This window comes from Taklimakanibacter deserti, assembly GCA_003574785.1.
In genome coordinates this window covers 1-11,666 of record QORU01000030.1, presented here as the reverse complement: position 1 = coordinate 11,666, position 11,666 = coordinate 1, and the positions used below count along the sequence as shown (strand labels likewise).

Below are 11,666 nucleotides of genomic sequence, written 5' to 3'. Positions count from 1 at the left end.
CCGCAACTGACAAGGCTGTGTCAGTTGCGAGGTGCACCATGCGCAAGGCGTCCAGGCTGTTCGAGATCATCCAGATCCTGAGGGCTCAGCGCCGCCCGATCACGGCGGCCGCCATCGCCGAGCGGCTCGAGGTCACGGTGCGCTCGATCTATCGCGATATCTCTGCCCTCCAGGCGATGCGGGTGCCGATCGATGGCGAGCGCGGCATCGGCTACATATTGCGCCCCGGTTTCGACCTGCCGCCCTTGATGTTCACCATCGAGGAGACCGAGGCCGTCGTCCTCGGCCTGGCACTGATCGAGCGCACCGGCGACAAGGAATTGACGGAGGCCGCCAAGAAAGTGTCCGCCAAGATCGCCGCTGCGGTGCCGCCGCCGCTCAGGCAGACGATCCAAGCGCGCTCGCTCCATGCCTGGGGTCCCATCGCGCCCGAGCCGCAGAATGTCGATTTCACTTTGATCCGGCGGGCGATCCGCGATGAGGAAAAGCTCGACATCAGGTACAGCGACGAGCAGGGCCGGATCACCCGACGCATTATCAGGCCTCTGGCGCTCATCTATTACCTCGATGCCCAGGTCATCGTCGGCTGGTGCGAATTGCGCACCGCCATCCGCAATTTCCGCCTCGACCGGACGCAGAGCTGCCGGGCGACGGGCGCGCATTTCCGCAACGAAGGCGATGCGCTGAGAGACTTGTGGATCTCGGGCTGGAAGACGAAGCCCGCGGCGTGATTACCCCTCGCCTCTATCGGGGGAGAGGGAGGGGCCCAATGCGATTGATCAGAACTTCTCCACCCAGGGCCTGAGCTCGACTTCCCAGGTCCAGGTGCTTCTCGGCTGCATCAGGATGTTGAAATAAGTCTCGGCGATCGCATCGGGATCGAGCATGCTGTCGGGCCGGTCGGCCGGCTCCTCGCGGCCGGGATTGCGGATGCCGCCGTCGATGACGAAATGGGCGACATGGATGCCCTTCGGCCCCAATTCGCGCGCCATGCTCTGGGCGAGGCCGCGCAGCGCGAATTTGCCCATGGCGAAGGGGGCGGAGAGCGCATAGCCCTTGACGCTCGCGGTCGCGCCGGTGAACAGGATCGCGCCACGTCCGTGCTTCAGCATGCGCCGCGCCGCCTCCTGGCCGGCGAGGAAGCCGCCAAAGGCCGTCACCGCGATGGCCTGCTCCACTGCCTTCGGATCGAGCTCGGCGATCGCCCCCCTGAGGCGGCCCGAGGCATTGTAGATGACGACATCGGGCTCACCGATGGCCTTGTCCGCATCCTCGAACAGCTTCGCCATCTGCTCAGGATCGGCGGCATCGCAGGCAAAGGTCCGGGCGCGGGTGTCGGCGGCAAGACTCGCCAGTTTCTGCGGGTTGCGGGCGGCAAGCCCGATCTTGAGGCCCTGGCCCGCCAGGAGCCTCGCCAGCGAGGCGCTGAGGCCCGCGCCCGATCCGATGATGAGAGCGCTGGTATAACGGAGCTTGGACATGGGGGCCTCATGGAGAATGGGGAGTTTAAGGAATGTGGGGCCGGGGCACCCCTCCGATCAAGCCATGCCGTTGCGTAATGGCAGGGGCGCCGGACCGGCGGACTTGCAATTTATCCCGCCTTCCGCCATAACCCGGCCCGTTCAAGCCGCCTGGCCTGTAAAGGGCATGCCAGGGCGGTCTTTTATTGTGCACCGAAAGGATAGCGAAATGCCCAAAATGAAGACGAAATCGTCGGCCAAGAAGCGATTCAAGGTCACGGCGACGGGCCGCATCAAGGCCGGCCAGGCCGGCAAGCGCCACGGCATGATCAAGCGCAGCAACAAGAATATCCGCAACCAGCGGGGCACCATGATTTTGGCCGAGGGCGATGAGCGCCTGGTCAAGATCCATATGCCTTATGCCCGCTAAGTCGCTGCAAGGAGTTCAGACATGTCCCGTGTCAAGCGTGGTGTGACGGCGAGGGCCGCCCACAAGAAAGTCATCAAGAGTGCGTCGGGCTATTTCAACCGCCGCAAGAACATCTTCCGCGTCGCCGTCCAGGCGGTCGAGAAGGCCCAGCAATATCAATATCGCGACCGGCGCACCAAGAAGCGCAATTTCCGCGCTTTGTGGATCCAGCGCATCAATGCGGCGAGCCGCGAACTCGGCCTCACCTATGGCCGATTTATCAACGGGCTCGGCAAGGCCGGTATCGAGATCGACCGCAAGGTTCTGGCCGATCTCGCCGTGCGCGAGCCTCAGGCTTTTGCTGCTCTCGTCGAAAAGGCGAAAGCGGCTCTCTGAGCCTCGCACGTATCCATCGGTTCAGGCCGGGCCTCGCTTGGCGCTCCTCATGAGCGCCATCGGCCCGGCCTTTTCGTTGAAAGATTCGGAAAATGAGTCTGCAAACCCTAGAACAATCGCTGATCGACGGCATTCAGGCCGCGGCCGACGAGACCGAGCTCGAATCCATGCGCGTTTCGGCGCTGGGCAAGAAGGGCGCCCTCTCCGAGCGCATGAAGACGCTCGCCGACATGACGCCCGACGAGCGTAAAGTCGCGGGCGCCGAGCTCAACGCGCTCAAGGAAAAGCTCACCCAGGCGATCGCGGCGAAAAAGGCCGGACTCCAGGCCAAGTCGCTCGAGGCCAGGCTCGCGACCGAGAAGGTCGACGTGACGCTCCCGGCCCGGCCCGAAACGCAAGGCAGCATCCATCCGGTGAGCCAGGTATGGGAAGAGATCGTCCAGATCTGGGGCGATCTCGGCTTCTCGGTGGCCGAAGGCCCCCATATCGAGAACGACTTCTACAATTTCACCGCGCTCAACATGCCGGCTGAGCATCCGGCCCGCCAGGAGCACGACACCTTCTACTTCCATCCCAAGGGCGACGGCACGCGCATGCTGTTGCGCACCCATACCTCGCCGGTGCAGATCCGCACCATGCTCGAGCAGAAGCCGCCGATCCGCATCATCGCGCCGGGGCGCACCTTCCGCTCCGATTCGGACCAGACGCATACGCCGATGTTCCACCAGATCGAGGGCCTCGTCATCGACGAGGAGACGCATTTGGGCCATCTCAAATGGGCGCTCGCCGAATTCTGCAAGGCGTTCTTCGAGATCGATGATGTGAAGATGCGCTTCCGCGCCTCGCACTTCCCCTTCACCGAGCCCTCGATGGAAGTCGACATCAACTGCTCATGGGAAGGCGGCCAGGTGAAGATCGGCCAGGGCACGTCCTGGCTCGAGATCCTCGGCAGCGGCATGGTGCATCCCAATGTGATCAAGGCCGGCGGGCTCGATCCCGACCGCTATCAGGGCTTCGCCTTCGGCATGGGCCTCGACCGCATCGCCATGCTCAAATACGGCATCCCGGATCTCCGCGCCTTCTTCGAAGCCGACCTGCGCTGGCTCAGGCACTATGGTTTCCGCGCCTTGCACATCCCGACACTCGCCGGAGGGCTCTCGTCATGAAATTCACCCTCGGCTGGCTCAAGGATTATCTCGACACTCAGGCCAGTCTCGATCAGATCGTCGAAGGCCTCTACGGCATCGGCCTCGAGGTCGAAGCGGTCGAGGACAAGCGCAAGCCGCTGCAGCCCTTCACCGTCGCTTTTGTGAAGGAAGCGCGCAAGCATCCCGACGCCGACCGCTTGCAGGTCTGCGACGTCGTCACCCGTTCCGGCCTCGTCCAGGTCGTGTGTGGCGCGCCCAATGCCAAGACCGGCATGAAGGCGATCTTCGCGCCGCCCGGCTCCCATATTCCAGGCACCAACATGACGCTCGAAAAGGGCGTCATCCGCGGCGTCGAATCGAACGGCATGCTGGTCTCCGAGCGCGAGCTCATGATCTCCGACGAGCATGACGGCATCATCGAAATCGACAAGACGGTGCCGATCGGAACATTGGCGGCCGAGGCGCTCGGCCTCGCCGATCCGATGATCTACATCAAGGTGACGCCGAACCGGCCCGACGCGCTCGGCATCTATGGCATCGCCCGCGATCTCGCCGCCAAGGGTCTCGGCAAGCTCAAGCCGCTCAAGGTGCCCACCATCCAAGGCAAGTTCCGCTCGCCGATCGGCGTCTCGCTGCTCTTCGACAGTGGCGATGACGCGCCCTGCCCGTTGTTCATCGGGCGCTATGTGAGAGGTGTGAAGAACGGCCCTTCGCCCAAATGGCTGCAGGCGCGGCTCAAGGCGATCGGGCTTCGGCCGATCTCGGCGCTCGTCGATATCACCAACTACATCACCTATGCCTATAACCGGCCGCTGCATGTGTTCGACGCCGACAAGCTCAAGGGCTCGATCCATGCGCGCCTCGCACGGCGCGGCGAATATCTGAAGGCCCTCGACGGCAAGACCTATTGGCTCGATGCGGCCATGACCGTCATCGCCGACGAACGGTCGCCCGAAGCGCTCGGCGGCATCATCGGCGGGTCGGACAGCGGCTGCTCGAACACGACCGTCAATGTCTTCCTCGAAGCCGCTTATTTCGATCCCGTCCGCACCGCGGCGACGGGCCGCAAGCTCGGCATCCAGTCGGATGCGCGCTATCGCTTCGAGCGCGGCGCCGATCCGGCCTTCACCCAGAACGGCATCGAGCTCGGCACCCAGATGATCCTCGATCTCTGCGGCGGCGAGCCGTCGGAGCTGGTGATCGCGGGGCGCGTGCCCGACACGTCGCGCAGCTATCTTTTGCGCCGCGGCCGGGTCGCGAGCCTCGGCGGCGTCGAGGTCTCGGAAGCCCAGCAGAGGGAGATCCTGACCCATCTCGGCTTCGACGTGATCGAGAAATCGGACGGCCTCATGTGCTTCGTGCCGTCCTGGCGGCCGGACGTCCAGGGCGACGCCGATCTCGTCGAAGAGGTCTGCCGCGTCTATGGGCTCGACAATGTGCCCTTCGCCGAGATGCCGCGGCTGTCGGCGGTGGCGAAGCCGGTGCTCAATCCGCTGCAGCGGCGCATGATAGGAGCCCGGCGCACGCTCGCCGCGCGCGGCCTCAACGAGGCGGTGACCTGGTCGTTCGTGCCCGAAGCGCAGGCGCGGCTGTTCAACAACGGCCAGCGCAATCGCGCTTTGGTGCTCGCCAATCCGATCTCGTCGGAACTCTCCGACATGCGGCCTTCGCTGCTGCCCAATCTGATCGCCGCAGCGTCGCGCAACATGGCGCGCGGCTTCCTCGACGTGGCGCTGTTCGAAGTGGGCCAGGCCTATGCCGGCGACAAGCCGGAGGACGAGACGCTCAGGGCCTCAGGCATCCGGCGCGGCGATGACGTGCCGCGCAACTGGCAAGGCGGTCAGCGTCCCGTCGATGTGTTCACCGCCAAGGCCGATGCGCTCGCCGTGCTCGACGCCGCCGGCGCCTCCGTCGCCACGATGCAGGTCGTGGGCGAGGCGCCCTCCTGGTATCATCCCGGCCGTTCCGGCACGATCCAGATGGGGCCGCAGAACAAGATCGCCACCTTCGGCGAGATCCATCCGCGCGTGCTGGCCGAGCTCGATGTGAAGGGCCCGCTCGTCGCCTTCGAGGTGATCCTCAGCGCCATCCCGCAACCCAAGGGCAAGGGCAATACGCGGCCGGCACTCAACGCCTCCGATCTCATGGCGGTGAAGCGCGATTTCGCCTTCGTGCTCGATGCGGGCATCGAGGCCGACAAGGTGGTGAAGGCCGCCAAGGGCGCCGACAGAGAGCTCATCACGGAGGTGATGGTCTTCGACCGCTTCGCCGGCGGCTCGCTCGACCAGGGCAAGATGTCGCTCGCCGTCGAGGTGACGATCCAGCCGCGCGAGAAGACGCTGACCGAAGAGGAGATCGAGGAGCTCTCCCAGAAGGTCGTGGCGCAAGTCCATAAGGCGACCGGCGGCGTGCTGCGGAGTTAGCCAAACCCCTCACCCCGCGAAGCGGGGAGAGGGAGGGGCCCGGGGCCCATTGCGAAGCAATGGGAAGGTGAGGGGCCTCTTGATCGTGAATCCCAGTTTGCCAATGCATTTGTGCAAACTGAAGTGACCATCGTTTCCTTGGTGCAAGTGCCCCTCACCCTCCCGGCGCTGCGCGCCGGGTCCCTCCCTCTCCCCGCTTCGCGGGGCGAGGGTATTTCACAAATACCGCGACACCCGCGCTTCGAGGATGCGCACGAGCATCGGGTCCATGAACGCGAAATCGTCCGGTATGCCGAGGCAAACGACGCGGGTGTTCTTGAGCTGCAGCCGAAAGCGCTGCTGCAGCTTTCTGCGATGCGCCTTCTCCATAACGAAGATGATGTCCGCCCATTCGACCAGCTCGGCGGTCAGTGGTTGATCGGCATCATTGTTGGTGCCGGCCGAGTCGACCTCGATATCGCGCCGCTTGGAGAATATCTGCTCGGCGGTCGGGCTGCGCAGACGGTTCTGGCTGCACACGAAGAGTATCTTCTTCATGCGCTTCCGATGAATATCCCTGTCAGGAACACCAGCGCCCCGCCCACCGCCACCTGGAAGGCGGCGCGCAGGAAAGGCGTATCCATGTATTTCCAGCGGATCCAGGAGATCGCCCAAAGCTCGATGAAGACCACGATCGTGGCGATGATGGTCGCGGTCCAGAAATCCGGGATGAGATAGGGCAGCGCGTGGCCGAGGCCCCCGATCATGGTCATGATGCCGGAAGCAAGGCCTCTGATCAGCGGCCGGCCGCGGCCGGAGAGCTTGCCGTCATCCGACAGGCCCTCGGCGAGGCCCATCGAGATGCCGGCGCCGAGCGAAGCGGCAAGGCCGACGAGGAAGGTCTGCCAGGTGTCATGGGTGGCGAAGGCCGCGGCGAAAAGCGGCGCCAGGGTCGAGACCGAGCCGTCCATCAGCCCGACGAGGCCCGGCTGGATCACCTGCAGGAGGAAGAGCTTCTTTCTCGCCTCTGCCTCTTCGAGCCTGGCATCGGGCGTCAGATGCTTGAGGCCCAGGCGGTCGGCCAACGAGGTGTGGTTCTTCTCGGCTTCCGCCAGATCGCGCAAGAGCTGGGCGACCTTGGGATCGCTCGCCTGCTCCGCCGCCTGCTTGTAGAAGCGCATGTTCTCGAGCTCCAGCACCTCGGCGCGCTGGCGCATGGCATCGAGCGTCATCTGCTTCGACAGCCAAACCGGCGTGTGCTGGACGAAGCCCCTGACATCGGTCCTGCGGATCAAGGGGATGAAATCGCCGAATTTCTTCTGATAGGCGTCGGTCAGGCTGCGCTTATGCGCCTGCTCCTCCTCCGCCATCTCTATAAAGACCTTGGCAGAAGCCGGGAACTTGTCCATGAGCTCATGGGCAAAGGCCAGATAGGTGCGGGAATCGTCCTCCTCGCTCGATATGGCGAGAGCGAGGATCTCTTGTTCGGTCAGATCGGAAAAGGCTTTCATAGATACCGTTTAGAATAATTCTAAACTATAATCCAGCCCTTGAATTATATGAGATTTTTCCAGCGCTTGACGGGGCAAGGGGGCCCTGTCACAAGCCCCCTTTCAAAGCCATCGTGATTGAATGACCGACCTTCGCCATATCCGCAACTTCTCCATCATCGCCCATATCGACCATGGCAAATCGACCTTGGCCGACCGGCTGATCCAGCTGTGCGGCGCCGTCTCGGACCGCGAGATGGTCGACCAGATCCTCGATTCGATGGAACTCGAGCGCGAGCGCGGCATCACCATCAAGGCCAACACCGTGCGCCTCGATTACACCGCGAAATCGGGCGAGAAATACGTGCTGAACCTCATCGACACGCCGGGCCATGTCGACTTCGCCTATGAGGTGTCGCGTTCGCTCGCCGCCTGCGAGGGATCGCTCCTCGTCGTCGATGCGAGCCAGGGCGTCGAGGCCCAGACGCTCGCCAATGTCTATCAGGCGATCAACAACAATCACGAGATCATCCCCGTCCTCAATAAGGTTGACCTGCCGGCGGCGGAGCCCGAGCGCATCCGCCAGCAGATCGAGGATGTGATCGGGCTCGACGCCTCCGACGCGGTCGAGATTTCCGCCAAGACCGGCCTCGGCGTGCCGGATGTGCTGGAAGCCATCGTCAATCGCCTGCCGGCGCCCAAGGGCAACCGCGACGCGCCCTTGAAGGCGCTCCTCATCGACAGCTGGTACGATCCCTATCTCGGCGTCGTCGTGCTGTTGCGCGTCGTCGATGGCGAGATCCGCAAGGGCCAGAAGATCAAGCTGATGTCGACGGGCGCCTCCTACCAGGTCGAGCGCCTCGGCATTTCGCGGCCCAAGCGCGAGATGATCGACAAGCTCGGGCCGGGCGAGATCGGCTTCTTCACCGCCGCCATCAAGCAAGTGGCCGACACCCGCGTCGGCGACACGGTGACGGACGAGAAGAACCCCGCCACCGCAGCCCTCCCCGGCTTCAAGCCGGCACAGCCCGTCGTCTTCGCCGGCTTCTTCCCCGTCGATGCGGCGCGCTTCGAGGATCTGCGCGACGCCATGGGCAAACTGCGCCTCAATGATGCGAGCTTCTCCTATGAGATGGAAACCTCGGCAGCGCTCGGCTTCGGCTTCCGCTGCGGCTTCCTGGGGCTCCTCCATCTCGAGATCATCCGCGAGCGCATCGAGCGCGAATTCAATGTCGATGTCATCACCACCGCGCCGTCGGTCATCTACAAGGTCAATCTCAATGACGGCACCCAGATCGAATTGCACAATCCGGTCGACCTGCCGGAGCCCAATCATATCTCATCCATCGAGGAGCCGTGGATCGAGGCGACGATCCTGGTGCCCGACGAATATCTGGGCTCGATCCTGAAACTGTGCGAGGACCGGCGCGGGCGGCAGAAGCAGCTCACCTATGCCGGCACGCGCGCCATGCTCGTCTATGACCTGCCGCTCAACGAGGTGGTGTTCGACTTCTATGACCGGCTGAAGTCGGTGAGCCGCGGCTATGCGAGCTTCGACTACAAGATGATCGGCTATGAGGAAGGCGACCTGGTGCGCATGGGCATCCTGGTCAATGCCGAGCCGGTCGATGCGCTTTCGATGATCGTGCACCGGGGCCGGGCCGAGCAGCGCGGCCGGGTGATGTGCGAGAAGCTCAAGGAGCTCATCCCGCGCCATATGTTCCAGATCCCGATCCAGGCGGCGATCGGCGGCAAGATCGTCGCCCGCGAGACCTTGTCGGCGCTGCGCAAGGACGTCACCGCCAAATGCTATGGCGGCGACATCACCCGCAAGCGCAAGCTTCTCGACAAGCAGAAGGAAGGCAAGAAGAAGATGCGCCAGTTCGGCAAGGTCGAGATCCCGCAGGAGGCCTTCATCGCGGCGCTCAAGATGGATGAGAATTAACGCGACCAGCCGCGCAACGGGCGGAATATTCAACAAAATGCCATGAGCTGGGGCATATCAGGCGGATCGGACGCAAATTCGGAACAATCCGTTGCGATCTTGATTTTGACGGTAGGACAGACGCACATTATCCGTATGACAGGGCCCTGGGTCTTCGGGATCATTATGCTCATTGCCGGCGCGCTCAGCGCGGGGACCGCCTTGGCGCGTCCGCCGCTCGATGAGCTCGACAGCGGCAAGGCGCTCTATCAGCGCATCGGCAAGGCGGAAGCTTCGCGCAACAAGATCCCCTTCGCCATCGTCGACGCGGTGATGCGGGTCGAGAGCGGCTACAGGCCGGGGGCCCGCGGCGATGTCGGCGAAGTGGGCCTGATGCAGATCCTGCCATCGACCGCCGACATGATGGGCTTCAAGGGCTCGCTTTCGGCCCTGGCAGAGCCCGAAACCAACATCGCCTATGGCACGCAATATCTGGCCGAGGCCTGGCGCCTCGCCAACCAGGATATCTGCACCACGGTGATGAAATACCGCGCCGGCCACGGCGAGACGCGCTTCTCGGTCAAATCCGTCGACTATTGCAAGCGCGTGCGCAGCCACCTCGTCAGCGTCGGCTTTCCAGTGACCGGCGAGGTGCCGAAGCCCACTTTCGGCTTCAATGAGGGCGGCGGCGGGTCGATCCGCGTCAAAGGCCGCATCCGGGTCAGGCTCGGCGGCAGCAAATGCTTCGCCAGGGTCGTCCAGCCGGGCCGCAATTTCGGCGGCTGCGTGTCGCGGGCGCTCCTGAAACAGAAGGGCCTCTTGAAATAGAAGCTCCGGCCGGGGTTTCCCGGCTATACGAGGGGGACATGGGCGAGAAGGCGAACGGTTCAGAGACCTTCAATGTAGCGGACTATCTGGCCGATCGCGATGGCAAGCCGGTGATGCAGGTTGCCAGCATGCCCGACCTCGTCAACGCGGACCCCGTGGCGGTCTTCGAATGCAACCCCTATCGCCTGCTCCTTCTGGAGAATCCCAGGACAATCAAGCATAGCCGAACCGGCAGGCCAGGCTTTATCAGTTATCAGTTTTCCTTGGCCATTCTCAATATGGCAACAAGGCGGCTCGATTGGTTTATCGGCATTGAAGAGTCATCTCTGTCGGGCACCAGAATGCTAGGGGTTTTTGATACGTCCAAGTTCACCCATTCAGTCATGGACGAGATCGGACCGGCAACTCGTGAAGAGTTTCTCGAGATCGCGATCAAACTATTTCGGAAATGGACCGGATGTTCCACGGACCTGGTGCAAATCGCATGAACCCGCTGAGATGGCGATGCTTACTTCCGCGCAAGGCCGAGGCTCAAGACGGCGATCAGCACGCAGGCGATGCCGATCATCTGGCTGGCACTCACCGCCTCGCCCAGCAGGATAACCGCCAGGAGCACCGCTGAAACCGGCGCCACGGAGGTGAACAGGGACGCCTCCGCGCCCGAGACCCGCGCCAGGCCGCCATACCACAGAAGATAGCCGCCGACCGTCGGCACCAGTGCATAATAGACCACCGCCAAGAGGGCGCTTGTGGTCACATTCGCCAAGGACGGGATTTCGAGCAGGGCGGGCAGCAGCGCAACGACGAGGCCGATGCCGGTCATCAGCGTCGATTGGGCCAAAGGCGGAATCGGCACCTTGAGCCGCTTGTTGAGAAGAATGAACAAGCCCTCGCACAAGACGGCGGCGAAGATCAGGCTGTTGCCGAGGAGCGACGAGGCGGCGCCGTCGCGCGATTGAACGGCGATGGCGAAGACGCCTGCGGCAGCGAGGCCGATGGCGAACAGAACCATGGGCCGCGGCCGCTCGCCCAGGATCAGGACGGAGATCGTGGCGGAGACGACCGGCAAGGTGCCGACGATCACACCGGCATCGGCCGCCGAAGTGAGGCGCAGGCCCGAGATCAGCAAGGCGGTGTAGCCGACACTGCCGGCCGTCGACTGGACGAGGAGCAGCAGCCCGTCATGCAGGCTGGGGCGCGGCCAGGCGGTCCCGCTGATATGCATGATAGCTACGAGGAACGGCAAAGCGATGGCGAAGCGCAGCGCCGCGGCGGCGAAAGGCGGTAAGCCGCCGCCGATGATCTTGCTCGCGATCACCGTGCTGCCGACCAGGATCATGGCCGACGTCAGACAGGCACAGCCCGCGAGCTTCTGCGACATCGCCGCAGATGAGCCGATATCGGGCAGGCCCGTCTTGAACGGAATTGCGGGCTAATACACTCGCCCCAACGGGGGAGAGGACCTCCCACCAACAAGTCAAGGTCTTGCGGGGCGGTAACCCCGCGAGAAGAGAGGACGAGAAGGTTCCGTGATTGTCGATTGTAGCGCCGTGCTCGCACTGTCCAGGACGCTTCGCGCCAGCTTCGCCGGTGCCGCCTTTGGCGGCAT

At 63.6% G+C, this 11,666-nt stretch carries 12 protein-coding genes; 8 read left to right on the top strand and 4 right to left on the bottom strand.

Features of this window, described 5'->3' with window-relative positions:
• Nucleotides 1-38: 38 nt before the first annotated feature.
• Entirely contained in the window at nt 39-731 is a 693-nt protein-coding gene (locus DS839_RS35305) for a helix-turn-helix transcriptional regulator (RefSeq protein ID WP_119275257.1), read from the top strand.
• Nucleotides 732-779: 48 nt separating this feature from the next.
• Here DS839_RS35305 and DS839_RS35300 read toward each other — a convergent pair whose 3' ends face one another.
• Nucleotides 780-1,481, bottom strand: a complete 702-nt coding sequence (locus DS839_RS35300; RefSeq protein WP_119275256.1) for an SDR family NAD(P)-dependent oxidoreductase — start codon at nt 1,479-1,481, stop codon at nt 780-782.
• Between the two features lie 208 nt (nt 1,482-1,689).
• Between DS839_RS35300 and rpmI the strand changes: the two genes are divergently transcribed.
• The 4 genes from rpmI to pheT all read left to right on the top strand — a co-directional run bounded on the left by rpmI (nt 1,690) and on the right by pheT (nt 5,836).
• Nucleotides 1,690-1,890 (top strand): 50S ribosomal protein L35, encoded by a 201-nt coding sequence (rpmI, locus tag DS839_RS35295; protein WP_119275255.1) that lies wholly within the window; start codon nt 1,690-1,692, stop codon nt 1,888-1,890.
• 21 nt (nt 1,891-1,911) lie between these two features.
• Complete coding sequence (gene rplT / locus DS839_RS35290) at nt 1,912-2,265, top strand: 50S ribosomal protein L20 (protein WP_119275254.1); 354 nt, start codon at nt 1,912-1,914, stop codon at nt 2,263-2,265.
• Between the two features lie 92 nt (nt 2,266-2,357).
• The gene (gene pheS, locus DS839_RS35285) at nt 2,358-3,431 is read left to right on the top strand and encodes a phenylalanine--tRNA ligase subunit alpha (RefSeq protein WP_119275253.1); all 1,074 of its coding nucleotides are present in this window, start codon (nt 2,358-2,360) and stop codon (nt 3,429-3,431) included.
• Entirely contained in the window at nt 3,428-5,836 is a 2,409-nt protein-coding gene (pheT, locus tag DS839_RS35280; RefSeq protein WP_119275252.1) for a phenylalanine--tRNA ligase subunit beta, read from the top strand. Before pheS ends, pheT begins: the two co-directional genes overlap by 4 nt.
• 216 nt (nt 5,837-6,052) lie before the next feature.
• Here the strand turns inward: pheT and DS839_RS35275 are convergent, their stop codons facing one another.
• Complete coding sequence (locus DS839_RS35275; RefSeq protein WP_119275251.1) at nt 6,053-6,373, bottom strand: low molecular weight protein tyrosine phosphatase family protein; 321 nt, start codon at nt 6,371-6,373, stop codon at nt 6,053-6,055.
• Nucleotides 6,370-7,326, bottom strand: a complete 957-nt coding sequence (mbfA, locus tag DS839_RS35270; RefSeq protein WP_119275250.1) for an iron exporter MbfA — start codon at nt 7,324-7,326, stop codon at nt 6,370-6,372. The genes DS839_RS35275 and mbfA overlap by 4 nt, the downstream gene beginning before the upstream one ends.
• Before the next feature lie 121 nt (nt 7,327-7,447).
• On the opposite strand from mbfA, the gene lepA reads away from it, so the two are divergent.
• The 3 genes from lepA (at nt 7,448) to DS839_RS35255 (ending at nt 10,545) form a co-directional block, all read left to right on the top strand.
• Entirely contained in the window at nt 7,448-9,250 is a 1,803-nt protein-coding gene (gene lepA, locus DS839_RS35265; RefSeq protein ID WP_119275249.1) for a translation elongation factor 4, read from the top strand.
• 165 nt (nt 9,251-9,415) lie between these two features.
• Nucleotides 9,416-10,057 carry a lytic transglycosylase domain-containing protein gene (locus tag DS839_RS35260; RefSeq protein ID WP_368912105.1) on the top strand — a complete coding sequence of 214 codons (642 nt, stop codon included), beginning with the start codon at nt 9,416-9,418 and terminating at the stop codon, nt 10,055-10,057.
• Nucleotides 10,058-10,095: 38 nt separating this feature from the next.
• Nucleotides 10,096-10,545, top strand: coding sequence for a hypothetical protein (locus DS839_RS35255; protein ID WP_119275247.1), 450 nt, complete (start codon nt 10,096-10,098; stop codon nt 10,543-10,545).
• A gap of 20 nt (nt 10,546-10,565) precedes the next feature.
• Here DS839_RS35255 and DS839_RS35250 read toward each other — a convergent pair whose 3' ends face one another.
• Nucleotides 10,566-11,438, bottom strand: a complete 873-nt coding sequence (locus DS839_RS35250; protein ID WP_119275246.1) for a DMT family transporter — start codon at nt 11,436-11,438, stop codon at nt 10,566-10,568.
• Nucleotides 11,439-11,666 lie beyond the last annotated feature (228 nt).